We start from the raw sequence: 16195 nt of genomic DNA, 5'->3' as shown, positions 1-16195 counted from the left end.
CTCACTCGAAAAAGCCGGACAGCATTGGGCTGTCCGGCTTTTTTTCTTGCCGCGAGAGTTGTTCTGTGGGTATAAATTAAATCATGCTATTTTTTGTACCGCTCCAGCATGCAGATTTCCAGTTCACACCGATTCTGGAGATTCGCTCGCGCTATGAACAGCGCAACGATCTGAGTTTCGACAACTCTCTCTCTCAAGACCGCACGATGTGGGTGAATCGTGGTCGAGCCGGCTTCGATCTGAAGACTGACGAGAACACGACGTTCCGCGTCCTCTACCAGTATAGCAACGTCAATATAGACGATACGGGGTCTGCCGGAGGCATCGTGAGCATCAATCCCTTCTACAATTTCTCCGTAGGAACGACTTTCCGCGCCGAAACGCGCCAGGACTTAGTGGAGGGCTATCTTCAGCATACGGATGGCGACGCCACGCTAACGGTCGGTCGACAGATGCTGAGCATGTACCCGGGCAAGCTGCTCGGCGACAACGACTGGGGTGAAGTAGCCAGATCGTGGAACGCTGCACGCCTTCAGACAGGTGATTGGGACTTCTTTGTCGGGCAGCTGGCTCTCGATCGCGCCAACAACGGCGGCGTGCGGCTCGGAATGGTCAGCCACAACTGGGGGTACGGCGGTCAAACGTCGGTCATCTACAAGAGCGACCCGGCGTTTGGCGACAGCATCTACACCCTCGATCACCTCTATTGGCGCCAGATGAACAACTTGGGAATCGGCGTTGAAGCTGCCTACCAGTGGGGTCGGGACGGTGGTCGGGACCTGGAGGCCTGGGCGGGCACGATCTACGCTCAATTGGAGTCATCGAACTCAATGACGTTCTGGGGCGAGTACGACATCGCCACCGGCGGTAGCGCGGCCGGGGCGAAGAGCCACACGTTCGACGACCTGTATCCTTCGGACCACGGCCACTACGGCTTGATGGATCTGATGGGCTGGCGCAACATGAACACGTTCGGCATTGGGCTTGACTGGTCGGCGAGCAACGACGTCGAGGTATCGCTCGGCTACTACAACTTCACGAAGTACGACTCCTCAGACGGCTGGTATTCGGGACGAAACACGATTGGACCTTACGGCATTCCGGGAGGTGGCGCCAGCGCCAGCGACGACCTGGGTAGCGAGGTCGACATCTCCCTCAACTGGCAGTTGCGCAGCGACACGAAGTTGGGACTCGGCATCGCTTTCTTCGATCCGGGCACGGCGATGACGCAGATGGGCGCTGGCTCCGACAACCAGACTTGGTTCTTCGCTCAGCTCTCTTGGAAGAGATAGGCCGAGTAGCGCACAGGTTGATCGGGGCGCAACGATGTTGCGCCCCGATTCCTTTTGACCTAATTGGTGAAGCAATTCAGCGGCTTTCAGGAGTACCTTAAGAGAGATGCTTGCGCTCCTACTTTCATCGGTCGCCGGATGGCAGCAGCTAACAACGGCGCAGACGCTCGACAGAGTTCGGGATGCGATCAACTACGAGGTGTTTGCCGCCGGGGCGGCGTACTCAGTCGAAGGTACGGCGACGTTCTTGGGCCGCGATGCCAGCTACCGGCTGTCGTTTCAGCCGGAGGGGGCGTACTCCGAGCGAATCGAAGGGAAGTTGAGCCAGTTGCGCGGGTTGGACGGGACACATCTGTGGGAGACCGACTGGTCCGGCGTTCCGATCTCGCTGACGTTCGAAGAGCACGATCTCGTCACGCTGGTCCTCGCTTTGCGAACCCACGCGTGGCTGGCAGAAGACGGCCCGCTGGCGATCCTGGGAGAGTCGATCCTTGACAGCGGAGACGTCGAGCTCGCCGTCCGACCGAAGGGCGGCCTCCTCGAGGGGATCGTCGTGATCGATGGATCGACCTGGCTGCCGGTGTCGGCCAGGATCGAATACTCGATAGCGAGCATCGAGATGGAGTTCGGCGACTGGCGAGACGTTGCTGGGTTTAAGTATCCGTTCCGGCTGGGCGTCGATCACGCCGGGATCGATGAGTCGGTCGATGTCGTCGCCCTAAGGCGGGTTAATCCGCTTGGCCAGAACTTCGCTCCGCCACAGTGGAGCTACTCCGATGACGCCTCTTTCGAGGCTGAAATCCCGGCGAACATCGAGGTCAGGCGAGCGCCAAGCGGACACCTGCTCGTCCACCCGCTTGTGAACGGAACTGACGCAGGGTGGTTCATCCTGGACAGCGGGTCGGGCGCGATGGTGCTCGATACGGCGGTCGCCGACAAGCTCGAACTGGCAGATATGGGTCGCATTCTCGTCTCCGGCGTCGGCGGCACTGATTCAGCGGCGATCCGCGGGAAGGCCAGCTTATCGCTTGGGCCCGTGACCATCGAGGACCTCATATTCGTCGAACTCGATCTGTCACCGATCGGCGATCTGTTCGGCATCGAGCTCGGCGGGATCGTCGGATTCGATCTGTTCATGAGGTGCGTCGTCGAACTGGACGTTGAGGAGCAGACGGTCCGGCTGTTAGAGCCTGGCGAGTACGAGCTTGCCTCCGGCGAATGGCTCGATCTCGTGCTGGCCCGGCGCCACCCGACGGTCACAGTCGAGTACGAAGGCGATCGCACTGGCCGGTTTCGCATCGATACCGGCGCGGTCGGACCCGTGGCGTTCCACTCTCCCGCCGTCGAACAGCTGAATCTCTTAGATGGCAGAGACGTCCGGCCCGTACAGGTAACAGGCGTCGGCGGAACCAGCGACCTGCGCCAGGGGAAGCTCGACTGGCTGGAGTTCGGCGGCTACCGCTGGGAAAACGTCAGCGCCGCGTTCAGCTTGGCGAAGACGGGACCGTTCGCAGACCCGTATCTCGTCGGCAACCTTAGCCAGACGTTCTTAGAGCCGTTCGTGCTGGTCACCGACTACCCGAACCACCGATTCGCGCTTGTTCGGAAGTGAAACATCTGTCAGGCGCTCGCCGCCTTCTCACGCACCATGCGTTCGAGAGCGAACCTCGGACAGACGCTGCCTTCGATGTAGTCGATGAGGCTGCGCGCCGACCCACGAATGAACCCCTCGACGCTTTCGTCCAGGCACGTTCCGTCTTCGTCGAACACGGACTGTACGCCGGCGATCGACACAGGTCCTGGCAAGACGATTGCGCCCACGTGTGAACAGACCCCCCGCAGCTGTTCGAGCGATTTGATCGCGCCGATTCGTCCGGCCGCCGCACCGAGAAGCGCCACAGGCTTTCCGGCTAGCACGGAAGGGAACCCGAGGTTTTCGATGATGAGCTTCATCATCGCGGCAAGCGATCCGTGGTACTCAGGCGTTGCCATGATGATCCCCGTTGCGCCTTTCACCGCTGACTGAAGAGCCTCAGCGTCCGACGTATCGCCTTCAATTCCTGGGAAGGAGAGATTCATGTTGGCGGGGTCGATCAGCGTCACTTCGATCTTCGGGTTGCTTCTGAGTTCGTCCACGGCCAGAGCAAGCACCATGGCTGTGTAAGACCCCGGTCTGCTGGTACCTAAGATCGCAGTGATTTGTAGTTTCGGCTTGTCAGTCATCAGTTTCTCCGCAGACTTGCGAGGCTACTTGCAAATGCGCCGCTGCGTCAAGAATCCATTAGGTAAGAGCATTCTTCTCCCTGAGTTCGATCTCGGTCGCTGCTACCACGGGGGAGCCTGAGGTTTCCGCCGTCCATCCCAATAATATGAGTATGAGAAACGGACTGGTAGTCGCGCTGGTCGCACTGGCGGCCTTCGCCTCGGCGCAGGGTGGCTTCGACCCGTGCTCAGCGGGTCTCGATGAAGTTGACGACAACGGCAACGTTATCCGCACCGTCTGGGAGACCGAACTGGTCGATGAGACTTCCACGATGCCCGAAGAGTGGTTCCTGATCGACTCTGTTTGGACTAGGCTCCAGGATCACGAGCACCGTGACAAGAACGCGGTCAGCCGGCTTGCCTCGCGCTTGGGCTCGTTCCGCACCCTCCGTACTGCGGTCGAAGGGACCGAACAGCGAAAGGACGTCGAGCAGTGGTACTCCGACCTCGCCGCGCTCAACATGCGCTCGTTCAACCGGGGCACCGACGTGCTCAAATACAACGAGGCGAACGACGCTTACGAGCGCGATAGTTCTGCCTACCAATCGTCTACCGTCACCGATCAGAACGAGGCGATGATGAACGCGTGGTACACAAGGCTGAACGCTGAGTACGAAAGGCTGGTCGCATGGAACAACCGGATCGACGCTTTCGACGCTGCGCTCTCAACAGACGGGAGAGCGCTGAATGACTGGGCGCAGACATTGAACTCGCAGATCCGTTCGCGACTTGACGATCTTGGTGACCGGTACTCGCCGCTCGATCGCGATATCGGACACGAGCTGCTCATAGCCGACAAGCGTGCAGAGGTTGAGGCACAGCGCAAGAGAATCCAGCAGAACAACGAAGGCCTGCGAACGCTCATGGGAGTCAGCGCGAGCGTGCAGGAGATCGAGGACTGGGCGAAACTCGACAAGGAGCGGCGCGAAAAGGGCATGTGGGAGGCCGCGCGCTCGCTGCTCGACGTCGCGCTCGCGCAGACCTCGATGAAGTACAGCGCGCAGGAAAAAATCACCCGCGCAGAGCTGCGACGGTTCAAGCTCGACATCATGTACAAGTACAAGCTGCACCCCAAACACGTCAAGAAGATCTTGAAGAACTGGGTGGACGACGGGCGCAGCGTGATGACGATCAGGACCAAGCAGGACTTCTTCAAACAGCTCGGTGTCTTGGTCAACATCGCCGAGGGGCTGGACAAGGTCGACAGGGGCAAATACCTGGAGGCAGCTGCGACCGCGCTCGGATTTTTCAACAGTTCACCCGTCCTGGGGCTCGTCGTCACCAACGCCCAGATCTACACCGGGCTCTTCGAGACCGCCCTCACGTACTACGAGTCGAAGAACCGCGTCGCGCAGCTCATGAACCTGAGCGAGAGCAACCTGAAAGCCGTTGCGGCGTTGACCGAGCTGAACAAACGGCTCGTCGAGACGCTCAACGCCCGGAAGCAGGAGCTCAACGACCTCGAGCTGCGCCGGACGTATTGATCCCGTTCTTGTTGTTCTTCGTTCAACCCACAGGACTGCCGGTAGCTTAGGACAGCAGCATGTCGATCACATCGTCAGCTGAGTAAGCGCCGCCATTTTGACGGAGGAGGTCCGCGACCGGGCTCAAGTCGTCGCCTGCGGTGACCAGGCAGGGCTCGACCTCGCCTTTTCTCACTTGTGCAAAACCTACCGTCGCCATCAAGCTGTTGCAGACGCATGTCCGGCCGACGGTGTTCGCAATATCGCCGCCCTTGCGAACGTAGTCCTCGACCGGTTCGCCTGAGCAACGGTAGCCGACCGTGCCCTTCGGAGTCATATACAGTTCGCGCAAGTAGCCGAGGTCGCAGATCCTCTTTCTCCGGGCAACGACGTCTGGTTCTGAGACCGATCCCGCCACCTGCAGCGTCTTGAACGGGTATCCGGTGGGCGAGAGCCGGGGGTCGGTGAACACAGTCAGCGTGCCTTCGGCAATCTGGTTCCGAAGCTCTTTCTTGAGTTCGGGCTTGAGGCCGGACTCGTTGCAGAAGGCGAACGCGGTGCCTACCTGGATTCCGACCGCTCCTTGCGCCTGTGCGCTCTCGAGCTTGCCCCGGACGCCGTGCGATCCTGCCAGCCAAAAGGGGAGGCCGAGCGCACCGATCTTCTGTAGGTCGGGCTTGTCCTTCGGGCCGTAGATCGGCTGGCCGCTCTCGTCCAGCGTCAGCGGGCCGCGCGGACCGGCGTTGTGGCCGCCAGCCAACGGCCCTTCGACCACGAATCCATCAACCGGAGGTCGGCACTTCCTGGCGAGCGTGAGGGCGAGTGTCGTTGAAGCGATGATCGCAAGGAACTTCGGTGTCGTCAGTGGATTCGGCGGAGGCCCTGCGAACTCGAGCGGGGAGAAGTGGGCGGACACGGTCTGACCAGGCGCCACACCAAATACATCGATCGGGAGGGTGCTCGGGGCCAGCGAGGCAAGGGATGCCAGGACAGCTGGGATGTGGCGGGGAATTCCCGCGCCCATCAGAACATAGTCAACCCCGGCCAGCATCGCTCCGTAGAGGGAGGCTAACGTAGGCAGCTGGATCTTCTCGAGCCGGTTAAGGCCGATGAGCCCGTCGTGCCCTTCTTTGGCCAAGTAAACCTCTGCAAAGTTAGCTATAACGGCCAGATCGAGGAATGCGCGCGAGGGCCGCAGCATGGGGAGAGGCTTCGACTTATACGCCTTCCCGCTCGGCTTTCCGCCCTTGCGGTGGTACAGGTTCCAAACCCGCTCGGCGATCTCCGGGAAGGGGAAGGCGTCGAACGCGCGCCGCATGTGTCCGCCTTCGTCCCCGTCCTGTAGCCGCCTAGTCAAGACTGTGTCGATCCCGGTGGCTGAAACGACACCCAGTTGACCGCGAAGGGAGACGGCCCGGGCGAGCTGCCAGTTAGAGACGGCGACACCCATTCCGCCCTGAATGATGGGTGGTAAGGCACGGGTCATAGCTAGAACATCTGAGAGTCTGAAGCCAATTCGCGGAAGACGGTATGACGTTCGTCATATCGGCCCGCTCTACCGGCTAGCATCTCTTCTGACAACCGGCAGGTCGAAAATCGTGTACGATGACGACCAAAGGTCAACGAAATGATAGGTTTGTGCGCTGTAGCGACCGTGCTTGTTTCCGTCGTGCCAATCACGCCGGTGTCTGCGGGGCCTGGTGGGAGTACTAACTACGATGTGACCACGATTGCGGCCAACGGCTTCCCTCGTGATGACGACACGACAGACCATATGACCGGAACTCACTTCGCTGGAGGCCTTGCTGACTTGTCACGCTCCGATGATAAGTTCTTTGAGGTTGAGAGTGAATTTGCTCCAGGGATCGGTTACTTCGCGTCTATACGTGCCGACTTCGTGATCACTGAGCCGGCCTCGACCGTCACGGAACTCGAGTTCACCGTCGAGATTCACGCGACGGAGGGCAGCACATCCGGAGCCATACTCTGGGCGTTCAATTGGACGGCCAAAAAGTACGAGTACGTTAAGTCCTTTAGGGTTAGACCTTCAGGCAATGAACAGACGTTGATCAAGATCAAGAAGACCCCTGGTAACTATGTGAGCCCCGGCCGTAACGTGCGGATCGCTATCCGCGTTCACGGGCCATCGCATCATGCTAAGCCTGAGCAGTTTCGCATGAGGACCGACCTGGTCAGGCTCAACGTCAAGAAGATGTGGCGTGACTAACTTGAGCGCCGACTGACGAACTGAGCCCTGTTACAGCGATATCTGGCCACGAAGCTCGGAATTGGCTCCGGCGGCGGGAGAAATGGGAACTCGGGAGCCGCCAACTACAATACGTACCTTAGAGTATGGTACTGCGATACACTAGGCGCATGGCCCGAAGGGTTCCCTTGATCCTGACTGCCGCGATCGCGGCTGTGCCTTGGCTGGTGCTCTCGCTACCCACTGACGATCCGGCTGACGTGCCGACCTTGCCCGACGTGCCGTACAAGTACGCAGATTCAGACGTCGATCTCCCTCCTCACTTTCGGGCGTTTTCGGCGAACCCCGGCAGTTACGACAACATCGACAACACGCCAAGGAACAACCCGACGACAAACGCGGGGGCCACGCTTGGGCGCGTGCTGTTCTATGACAAGCGACTGTCGGCCAGCGACACGGTCGCGTGCGGATCGTGCCATTTGCAGAAGCACGGGTTCAGCGACCCGAGGCCGTTGAGCGTCGGCTTTGACGGCAAAGAGACCAAGCGGCATTCGCTCCCGCTGGTCAACGTGCGGTATTACGAGAACGGCCGGATGTTCTGGGACGAGCGTGCGCCGACGCTTGAGAAGCAGGTGCTGATGCCGATCCAGAGTGCGATCGAAATGGGGATGACGCTCGACGGCCTGGTCGCGAAACTCTCGTCAGCTGAGTTCTATGGGCCGCTGTTCAAGGACGCGTTCGGAACTGAGAAGGTCACAAGCGACCGGATCGCAAGAGCGATTGCGCAGTTCGTGCGGTCGCTGGTCTCGTACGAGTCGAAGTTCGACCGTGCGCTCGCGGCTCCGTCAACCGGGGACGTGCTGACCGAGCAGGAGCAGCGCGGCCACAAGCTGTTTACAGGAACGCCAAGACCTGGCTCCTTGGAGCGATTCATCCGCACCGGACCGGAACTCGGACTTGCCACGTGCGCGAACTGCCACATCACAGAGATTCAAACTGGCGACGGACTGCGGAACAACGGCCTGGACCCCGACTTGAGTCTCGATCCAGGAACGAACGGCTTTTTCAAAGCGCCTTCGCTGCGCAACGTCGCCGTGCGGACGGCGTTCATGCACGACGGTCGGTTTTCGACCCTTCGCGAAGTCGTCGAGCACTACAGCACCGGCATCAAGGCGCACCCGCGGCTCATCCTCCTTCGTGGCAGGGGCGGCCGTCCTCTGCGGCCAGATTTGAGCGACGAGGATATCGAAGCGCTGGTGGCTTTCATGCTGACGCTGACCGACGAGAAGTTCTTGACCGACCCGAAGTTCTCGAATCCCTTCGCCAAGTAGTCACGCTTGGAGGGCGTTGCTCTGTTAACGCCAGGGCTCTTGCGTCGACGCGACCGTCGACTGGTCCGGATCGCTCAGTTCCGGCGCGTCTTCCGACCGATCGCCAAAGACCTGCAGGCGATATGGCCAGGACGGCAGAAACCGCGTCCAGGGCTTCAGAACGATCATCGTCCCGATCACGTAGCAAATGACCGCGATCGACACCCTTGCGTCCGCAGCCCAAAAGCCGAACTCGGCGACGCGCAGGTCGGGGAACGGGACGTGGGGGACCGGATCGACGGGGCCAAGACGAGCGGCAAGGATGGCGTACAGCGCGATGTAAACGAGCCAATGGATGACCGGGTCGGGCAGGTGGATTGCGGCGAGCGCGACACCCAAAAGCGGCAGTGCGCTGACGCGGGCGTAGTTCTGTGTGAACAACATTCCGAGGCCTAGACCGAGGAATAGGCCGACTCCCATCGTCAGCCACCCGAACAGCAGGAAGTGGTCGGCGCCTACATAACTCTGTATGAACTCATCTTTGGAATTTGCCATCAGATACGAGCTCTTATGCGTCGTCCACTCGATGATAGCGATGCAAACTGCCGAGGCTGCCAGGAACAGATACCCTGCGAGCTTCGTGCCACGGCGCAGTTCCGTGCGCCTCTTGTTCGGCGTGTACCGCCAAACCTGTTCGAGCGCCCCTGCACCGTCGCGCCGCAGGTACAGGCCGAACCGCAGCCGGTACCAGGGAAGCGCGCCGTGCTCGAAGATGACCGAGCGCCGTTCGCCGCTTTCGACGATTTCGGTCGCGCTCAAGACCTTCTTCCATCTGACGCTGAAGAGACCAAGTTCTCTGCCCAGCCCGATGGTCATCTTGTCGTCGCTGACGCTCAGGCTCGCCCGAGTCTTCCAGGCCATGACCCCGAACGCGCAGGCCAGAGGCAGAACGATCGTTGCCCATGCGACGAACAGGTCGCCGAGCAAGCTCAGCAGTGTCGGATCGCGCACTTCCATCGGGAAGTCCCTTGAAAGTATGGCGATAGTATCGATCGGGTTGAAGAAGGACAACAGAACCGCCAAGAAGCCGCCCAGCACGACCGCCCATACCGGACGCCATCGTCCACCGATCGGCAGTCGTTCGTCGTTGCGCGAATGCAGCAGGAGGATGAGCATGAACAATGAAACGGCGATCCAAGTGGCAAGGTCGAGGAGTTGCGCTGGCCACCCGCCGAGCGCGGCGTACCATTTGTCGTGTATGTCGTAATACTCGAAGTAGTTCGTGGCGCGCGGCATCCACTCGACCGTAGTCGACCATCCGACAAAGGCCCCGAGTACACAGCTCCATGTCAGTAGCGAAAGCCACGTCTCGCCGCGCCACTTCCTCCAATGCCACAACGCGTACATCGCGGAGAACAGAAACGCAAGAATGCTCCAGGCTCCCATCCCGGCGTAAGAGGGCGGGGGATCCCATAGCTGCACGACAGAAAGGAGGAAATCTTGGGCAGGTTCGGCGGTATTGACGTAACCGTAGTAGACGGCATAGGCCGCGACGATCCAGAGATATCCCGTCGCCCTGAGCATGACGGTTCGTGCGCCATCGGCAAGGCGCGATGAGATTTGACCAGCCCCCGTTTGTCGATTCGCCACTTGCCGTATTCTACAGCCTTGAACCGTGTTTGGTTGCGCTCAGGGACGGCACCGTCTTATCGAATTGAAGTGATCAGCGATAGCGAATTGCGCTGGAATCCGCGCTCGAAACCCCTCCCCAGGGCCGCGGACCTGCGAGCCTTGCGCGTGCTGGTGGCTGGGGGAGGCTAGGAGGGGATCTAGCTGTGATCGAACGTAAGCCCGGTGTCGCAGAAGCGCCACCCTCCAACGCCATGTCCTGACTGTCCCCTCTCCCCCTGAGGGAGAGGAGGGTCCGCCAAAGAAGTCTCCGGTGGAGAGTTCGACGTGGATGGGTGAGGGGTTCGACAATAACAGTCTCATCCGCTTAAGAAAGAGTCAGCAACGCTAGGACACGGTGTCGCAGAAGCGCCACCCTCCGGGAGCCGAAAGGTAACCTCGAACGCCGAGGCCGTTTCCATGCTGCATCCACAAAAGCTCATCTTGCTTTGCGCTGTCCTAATGACCGCACTGACACAGGCGCAGGAAATTCCCCCGCCCACCGAGATCTATTACAAGAGCGACTTCCCGGCGTGGGAGTTCAAGGAGCGGCGCGAAAAAGTGATCGAGGCGATCGGCGAAGACGCGGTCGCGCTGATCCAGGGCGCGGGGCCGGTGCGCGGGTTCGGAATGTTCCGCCAGACCAACGAGATGTACTACCTCACCGGCATCGAGGTGCCGCGCCTCTATCTGTTGATCGACGGGCGAACGGGCGAGAGCAGGATGTTCCTGCCGCACCGCGACGAACGGTTCGAGCGCACCGAAGGAAAGATCATCAGCGCCGAGGACTTGGAACTAGTCCAATACATCAACGGCATCGACTCGTTGCACGGGCCGGAAGAGCTTCTTAAGCATTTGAAAGGCGCAAAGATCGTGTACACGCCTTTCGAGCCGGGCGAGGGAGCCGCCGGTAGCCGCGACGAGCTGCGCCGCTCGAACAGGCTGATCGCCGAAGACCCTTGGGACGCGAGAGTCAGCCGTGAGCAGCTTTTGCAGAATCTATTGAAAGAGCGCATCCCGGGCGTCGAGATCAGAAACCTCTCTCCGATCCTCGACCCGCTGCGCGTTGTAAAGAGCGACATGGAAGTCGATCAGCTGCGCAAGGCCGGGCGGCTCTCCGCGCTCGCGTTGATCGAGGCGATCAAGACGACCGAGCCGGGCGTCTGGGAGTGGGAGCTGGACGCCGTTGCAAAGTATATGTTTTACGTCGGCGGGGCGCAGGGGCTCGGCTACCGATCGATCACTGCCAGCGGGCCGAACATCAATAACGGCCACTACTACCGCAACAACCGGCGGCTCACGAAAGACGACATGATGCTGATGGACTTCGCGCCGGACGTCGGCTACTACACGAGCGACATCGGGCGCATGTGGCCGGTCGACGGTACCTATCCGGCGTTCATGCGCGAGCTTTACGGCTTCGTGGTCGAGTACCACAAGATCGTGCTTGGTGTACTGCGCCCCGGTGCGACCGTCGAGCAGTTGCAGGCTGAAGTACAAGAGAAAGCCATTCCGCTCTTCGAAGGCTGGAGCTGGAGCAAGGACATCTACAAGGCTGCGGCGAAGCGCATGGTCGACACCGGAGGCGGCGCGTTCTCGCACGGCGTCGGGATGGCGGTGCACGACATCGGCAGCTACCGCCGCATGGGCGTTCTGCAGCCGGGGATGGTGTTCGCAATCGACCCGCAGCTATGGGTGCCGGAAGAGGACCTCTACATCCGGATCGAGGACACGATCGCGATCCGCAGGGGCGGGTACGAGAACCTTACGGGGCTTGCGCCGACAGAGCTGGACGACGTCGAGGCGCTGATGCGTGAGGACGGGATGCTTCAACGGCTCCCTTGGAAGCGCAAGGTTTGGGAGATCAGCGGACGGAATCCGGCAGACGGAATGTGACGGGTGCGGCACCCTCCCCCAATGCCTTGGGGGAGCAACTTCATAGGTAACATCGCTTCGTCATGGCAGATTCGCGCGACGAGCTTTTGGAGTTGACGCAGCGGCTGCTCGACAGCATTTCGAGCGGCGACTGGGAGACCTACGTCTCGCTGTGCGACCCGGCGCTGACGTGCTTCGAGCCGGAGACGAAGGGGCACCTCGTCGAGGGAATGGAGTTCCACCGTTTCTACTTTGAGAACACCCACGGCAAGTCCGTGCGTGCGGAGACGATGGTCGAGCCGCGGGTGGATCTTCTGGGCGAAGACGCAGGGCTTGTCTGCTACGTCAGGCTCGTGCAGCGCAAAGACTCGGACGGTCGAGACGTCACGGACCGGTTCCAGGAGACGCGCGTCTGGAAGAAGAGTTCAGCAGGGTGGAAGCATGTACACTTCCACCGTTCGCGCGAAGTCTGATCGTAGAGGCGTTCATTGCTGATACAATAGAGCCATGGTGGGCGCAATTTGCATCGTCGCATTCTTTATGAGTGCGACACAGTCGGCTCAAAGCCTACAAGAGCGCGCGCGTGCGTACGGGTTCTTGCTCGCCATCGATGAATACGAGCAGCACACGATTGCGCCGAAGTACGACAGCCACCGTTTCTACGTCGCGGTAGATCACAATCTCCGCTTCCTGCCGCGCGAGGTGTACGCCTACTGGTCGGGAAACGGCGACCGCAAGATCGCTGACGAGGTGCTAGCTTCCTACGAAGACATCATGCCCGAGCTGTGGGCAGTGACTTCGAGGCCGCGCTACTACCAGCCCGGAGACTGGAACCGTTCTTGGACCTCAAGATTCGTCACGTCACCACGATGAGGCGTGTCGCCGGATTGCACCGCCTTCTAGTCGTGACGGCGGCAGAAGATGGGCGGTACGAAGATGTCCTGAAGTCGTTGCGCGCTATGCAAACCGTGGCCGGTCACGCTGCCGACCAGCCGGGTCTTCTCGGCGCGCTCGTCGCGCAATCGGTTGATGTGTCTACCCACGCGGCCATCGTGAGGGTGGCGACCTACTTCTCCGACGACGAGAAGGGGCTTGCGCTGCTCACGGAGTTCGTGGCCTCGATGAAAGAGACGCCGTTCATGACCGGACTGAGGAGGGAGGTACCACTGACCCTAGCGGTGATCGACCAGCTAGCCAGCGGGGAAGTGAAGTTGAGCGACGTATTGGGCGAGTCCTCGGGACAGGGTGCTGCGGGAACAAGTGTGGACAAGCTGCTCCCGTTCGCGGATTATCACGACTCGATGCGCGAAAGGTACTTGCGTATCATGGTTGGCTATGCGGATGTGTGGGGCGATCATGCGGCGGTCGTCAAAGTTGAGGAAGCGCTGGACGCGGAGCTCGAGGAGGACACAGAAGATCTGGCCACCATTCTCTCCAACATGGTGATGGCGGTCCTGTTGCCGATGACCTCGTCGACGCACTATGGAGAGCTTTCCGCTCGCGTACGGGCTCGGATGACGAAAATCGGGTTGGCAGCGATGGAGTATCGTCGGGCGAACGGCGCATGGCCGACTCTGGAAGTGGCTGCGCAGACCGCTGAAGTCGATCCGGCTGACCCGTTCGGCGATCGTATCCACTACCTGCCGTCAGGGGACTCGCTGACGATGTATTCAAACGGGCGCGACATGGCCGACAACGGCGGGAGACGACGGGAGGGCCCGGATTCCCAGTACGACAGCCCGATCGTTACTTTTCGTTTCGATGGCTGACGAGTCCCGTATTTCAATCTTCCAGCGCAACAGAGTTTGCGTTTCCGGGTCGATGGCGACGATTTCTTCGTTGCCGTTCGACGGCAGTTTAAACGTGTACGTCCTGCGTGGGCTCGCCCAAATATAGTGATCTCTAGTTTGTCCACTGCGATTCATCAAGCGAATCTTCAAGTCAAGATCGTGAACGGGGCCGTCTTGTATTTGCTTCACCTCCAAGACAATGATCTGTTTCTCGTCATCGTAGTGCCAATCGATCTCGATCTCGGGCGAGACGCCGCGTGTCAGCCACTTGTCGAAGAACCGTTCTAGGTTACTGCCAGACACCTCCTCCATCACTCGCCGGAAGTCGTCCGTCGAGGCGTTCTTATCGCGGTACTTCGCGTAGTACTTGCGAATGCCTCGCCAGAAGACCTCAGTGCCGATCTTCTCTCGCAGCATGTGCAGCACCCACGCGCCTTTCTGGTATTGTATGCCGCTGGTGACGAGGCTCATATCCTGCAGGTCGGCGTGTACGACCGGGCGGTTCGGGTTGTCCGCTTCCATCTCATAGACGCGGTCTCTTGCGCGCTTGAGTCCCTCGACGAACGCCTCGCGGCCCTCGTACTGCTCGATGTAGAGCAGCGTGAAGTACGTCGCGAACCCCTCGCTCAGCCAGACGTCGTTCCAGTCATTTTCGGTGACGGAGTTCCCCCACCACTGGTGCGCGATCTCGTGAACGACGAGGCCGGTCGCCGCGCGGTCGGTCACCGAGTCTTGACCGTAGAAAATCGCACTGGCGAGTTCTGTTCCTCCACCGAAACCCGCAGCCTGTATGTTCGCGAGCTTCTCATACGGAAACTCGCCGATGCTCTCGCTGAAGAACCTAACCGCGCGTGCGACCGGAACCTCGAAAGTCGCGACGCCTTTCGCGCGGTCCTGCGGGAACACCCAAGTCGATAATTGAACGCCTTCGTAGTCGTCGAAGTTGCGAACCGAAAATCGCGAGACGGCGAGAGCAGTCAGCCACGAAGCAATCGGCACCGACTGCTTCCAGTGCGTCGTCGTCGTGCCGTCGTCGTTGTCGGTCTCTTCCACCAACAGTCCGCCCGAGACGACCTGATAGTGAGCGGGCGCGGTGACGATGAACTCGTGCGTCGCCTTGTCATACGGGTGGTCGATCATCGGCAGCCATTCGCGAGCGCGGTTCGGCCAGTTCAGGCTGAAGAACCCCCGGTCGCCGTGCTTGTTGTCGCCGATCCACAGCCCGCCGGTCGGAACGCCGGCGTACTTCACGAGGACGTGCATCGACTGGTTGATGCTTGGCTCAACGGCGAACTTGATCAGCAGCCTGTCATCGACGTGTGTGTACGTAACGGGAGAAGCAGAGCAGGACACTGCTTCAACGACCATCCCTTTGTCGCCAACCTTGCTCTTCAGGTCGAGCCAGATTCCCTCAACGCCGCTCTGCACGATCCGCAGACTGATCTCGGCCAAACCCTCGATCCTGTCCGTCTCGTCGCTCAACGTCAGCCGGAACTCGTAGTTCGTAATGTCGATCCCCGGCTGACGCTTGTACCCGTCGGCCATGACGGAGCAGGACAGCAGGGCGAGCGTAACAAGTGCGACCGGTCTCATGGGAGCCTTGCAAGCGAGGATACCTACGCCATTCGGGAGGTGTGTTACCAGAGCCCGGCGACTTGCGTCGAAACGGCAGGAGCAAGAAGATGAAGGCAGGAGCCTTGCTGAGCCTTTTATTGGTAGGCAGCGCAGCGCTTGCGCAACAGGACGCAACGGGAGCCCCGACGAAGATCGAGGCGACGAGCTTCACGACGGCGAACGGCACCGTAGTCGTCAACTTCACGACCGAGGACCGTGACGAGTTCTACGAGCTGCTCGCGCGGATCGGGAGCACCGACCGGTGGGCGTACTCCGTCGGTTGGAAGCCTCACTATTTACTGTCAGTCTACGTTGTTGCGGACCCTTCTTCGACAACAGCGCCCACTGCAGCTTCCGGCTTCGGGGAGGTTCTGTCGTCGCTCGACATGGAGTCCAAGGCCATTGTCGGGCGGACGGACGTCTTCTTCCGTGGGAAGAGGTCGAAAGTTCTAAAGATCACGGCAGACGGAGAGTACGTCTCGTTGTCTGCGGAGAACGTGCCGTCGCTCGTCGTCCTCGCGGGCGTAGCAGAATCGCAGCGCCTGTCCTACCGCGTCACCTACGTTTCCAGCGTGACCGTGCCGATGATCGAGTTCGACCGGCTGAAGGCGGCGGAGTTTTGGGGCTTCTGGTCTCGCGCGGCCCACCTGAAGATCACTCGGTGGTCGAACTTCGTCGAGGTTTCAGGCTCGGGCGCTCGCTAGCGCAGTCGGTT

14 protein-coding genes are annotated in these 16195 nt (G+C 60.3%); 10 read left to right on the top strand and 4 right to left on the bottom strand.

Annotated features, from left to right (window positions below):
• Window positions 1-83: 83 nt before the first annotated feature.
• Window positions 84-1292, top strand: coding sequence for an alginate export family protein (locus IH944_13915; GenBank protein MCH7905648.1), 1209 nt, complete (start codon window positions 84-86; stop codon window positions 1290-1292).
• Between the two features lie 106 nt (window positions 1293-1398).
• Window positions 1399-2904: an aspartyl protease family protein gene (locus IH944_13910; protein ID MCH7905647.1), complete on the top strand. Its 1506-nt coding sequence runs from the start codon at window positions 1399-1401 to the stop codon at window positions 2902-2904.
• 8 nt (window positions 2905-2912) lie between these two features.
• On the opposite strand, the gene IH944_13905 is transcribed toward IH944_13910, so the two are convergent.
• Window positions 2913-3515, bottom strand: coding sequence for an NAD(P)H-dependent oxidoreductase (locus tag IH944_13905; protein MCH7905646.1), 603 nt, complete (start codon window positions 3513-3515; stop codon window positions 2913-2915).
• 152 nt (window positions 3516-3667) lie between these two features.
• Between IH944_13905 and IH944_13900 the strand changes: the two genes are divergently transcribed.
• Complete coding sequence (locus IH944_13900) at window positions 3668-5038, top strand: hypothetical protein (GenBank protein ID MCH7905645.1); 1371 nt, start codon at window positions 3668-3670, stop codon at window positions 5036-5038.
• Between the two features lie 46 nt (window positions 5039-5084).
• On the opposite strand, the gene IH944_13895 is transcribed toward IH944_13900, so the two are convergent.
• A complete protein-coding gene (locus IH944_13895) occupies window positions 5085-6503 on the bottom strand; it encodes a nitronate monooxygenase (protein MCH7905644.1) in 1419 nt (472 codons plus the stop codon).
• Window positions 6504-6644: 141 nt separating this feature from the next.
• On the opposite strand from IH944_13895, the gene IH944_13890 reads away from it, so the two are divergent.
• Together IH944_13890 and IH944_13885 are read left to right on the top strand one after the other, a co-directional pair.
• The gene (locus IH944_13890) at window positions 6645-7244 is read left to right on the top strand and encodes a hypothetical protein (GenBank protein MCH7905643.1); all 600 of its coding nucleotides are present in this window, start codon (window positions 6645-6647) and stop codon (window positions 7242-7244) included.
• A 149-nt stretch (window positions 7245-7393) separates the two neighbouring features.
• Window positions 7394-8554, top strand: a complete 1161-nt coding sequence (locus IH944_13885) for a methylamine utilization protein (GenBank protein MCH7905642.1) — start codon at window positions 7394-7396, stop codon at window positions 8552-8554.
• A 24-nt stretch (window positions 8555-8578) separates the two neighbouring features.
• On the opposite strand, the gene IH944_13880 is transcribed toward IH944_13885, so the two are convergent.
• Window positions 8579-10183, bottom strand: a complete 1605-nt coding sequence (locus tag IH944_13880; protein MCH7905641.1) for a hypothetical protein — start codon at window positions 10181-10183, stop codon at window positions 8579-8581.
• 480 nt (window positions 10184-10663) lie between these two features.
• Between IH944_13880 and IH944_13875 the strand changes: the two genes are divergently transcribed.
• The 4 genes from IH944_13875 to IH944_13860 all read left to right on the top strand — a co-directional run bounded on the left by IH944_13875 (window position 10664) and on the right by IH944_13860 (window position 13845).
• A complete protein-coding gene (locus tag IH944_13875; GenBank protein ID MCH7905640.1) occupies window positions 10664-12097 on the top strand; it encodes an aminopeptidase P family protein in 1434 nt (477 codons plus the stop codon).
• Between the two features lie 62 nt (window positions 12098-12159).
• Window positions 12160-12549, top strand: a complete 390-nt coding sequence (locus IH944_13870; protein ID MCH7905639.1) for a nuclear transport factor 2 family protein — start codon at window positions 12160-12162, stop codon at window positions 12547-12549.
• Window positions 12550-12583: 34 nt separating this feature from the next.
• Window positions 12584-12949, top strand: a complete 366-nt coding sequence (locus IH944_13865) for a hypothetical protein (GenBank protein MCH7905638.1) — start codon at window positions 12584-12586, stop codon at window positions 12947-12949.
• Entirely contained in the window at window positions 12916-13845 is a 930-nt protein-coding gene (locus IH944_13860; protein ID MCH7905637.1) for a hypothetical protein, read from the top strand. Before IH944_13865 ends, IH944_13860 begins: the two co-directional genes overlap by 34 nt.
• Here IH944_13860 and IH944_13855 read toward each other — a convergent pair.
• Window positions 13747-15459: a M1 family metallopeptidase gene (locus IH944_13855; protein MCH7905636.1), complete on the bottom strand. Its 1713-nt coding sequence runs from the start codon at window positions 15457-15459 to the stop codon at window positions 13747-13749. The genes IH944_13860 and IH944_13855 overlap by 99 nt on opposite strands.
• A gap of 89 nt (window positions 15460-15548) precedes the next feature.
• Between IH944_13855 and IH944_13850 the strand changes: the two genes are divergently transcribed.
• Window positions 15549-16184, top strand: a complete 636-nt coding sequence (locus IH944_13850; GenBank protein MCH7905635.1) for a hypothetical protein — start codon at window positions 15549-15551, stop codon at window positions 16182-16184.
• Window positions 16185-16195: the final 11 nt, after the last annotated feature.

Source organism: Armatimonadota bacterium, from assembly GCA_022563855.1.
GTDB lineage: Bacteria > Armatimonadota > Fimbriimonadia > Fimbriimonadales > Fimbriimonadaceae > JADFMN01.
The sequence above is the reverse complement of the archived record's forward strand: the minus strand, read 5'-3'. Positions and strand labels throughout refer to the sequence as shown.

What these genes read in the sequence shown, in the direction of transcription:
- IH944_13915 (MCH7905648.1), top strand. Translation starts at nt 84, where the DNA reads ATGCTATTTTTTGTACCGCTCCAGCATGCAGATTTCCAGTTCACACCG.
- IH944_13910 (MCH7905647.1), top strand. Translation starts at nt 1,399, where the DNA reads ATGCTTGCGCTCCTACTTTCATCGGTCGCCGGATGGCAGCAGCTAACA.
- IH944_13905 (MCH7905646.1), bottom strand. Translation starts at nt 3,515, where the DNA reads ATGACTGACAAGCCGAAACTACAAATCACTGCGATCTTAGGTACCAGC.
- IH944_13900 (MCH7905645.1), top strand. Translation starts at nt 3,668, where the DNA reads ATGAGAAACGGACTGGTAGTCGCGCTGGTCGCACTGGCGGCCTTCGCC.
- IH944_13895 (MCH7905644.1), bottom strand. Translation starts at nt 6,503, where the DNA reads ATGACCCGTGCCTTACCACCCATCATTCAGGGCGGAATGGGTGTCGCC.
- IH944_13890 (MCH7905643.1), top strand. Translation starts at nt 6,645, where the DNA reads ATGATAGGTTTGTGCGCTGTAGCGACCGTGCTTGTTTCCGTCGTGCCA.
- IH944_13885 (MCH7905642.1), top strand. Translation starts at nt 7,394, where the DNA reads ATGGCCCGAAGGGTTCCCTTGATCCTGACTGCCGCGATCGCGGCTGTG.
- IH944_13875 (MCH7905640.1), top strand. Translation starts at nt 10,664, where the DNA reads ATGACCGCACTGACACAGGCGCAGGAAATTCCCCCGCCCACCGAGATC.
- IH944_13870 (MCH7905639.1), top strand. Translation starts at nt 12,160, where the DNA reads ATGGCAGATTCGCGCGACGAGCTTTTGGAGTTGACGCAGCGGCTGCTC.
- IH944_13865 (MCH7905638.1), top strand. Translation starts at nt 12,584, where the DNA reads ATGGTGGGCGCAATTTGCATCGTCGCATTCTTTATGAGTGCGACACAG.
- IH944_13855 (MCH7905636.1), bottom strand. Translation starts at nt 15,459, where the DNA reads ATGAGACCGGTCGCACTTGTTACGCTCGCCCTGCTGTCCTGCTCCGTC.
- IH944_13850 (MCH7905635.1), top strand. Translation starts at nt 15,549, where the DNA reads ATGAAGGCAGGAGCCTTGCTGAGCCTTTTATTGGTAGGCAGCGCAGCG.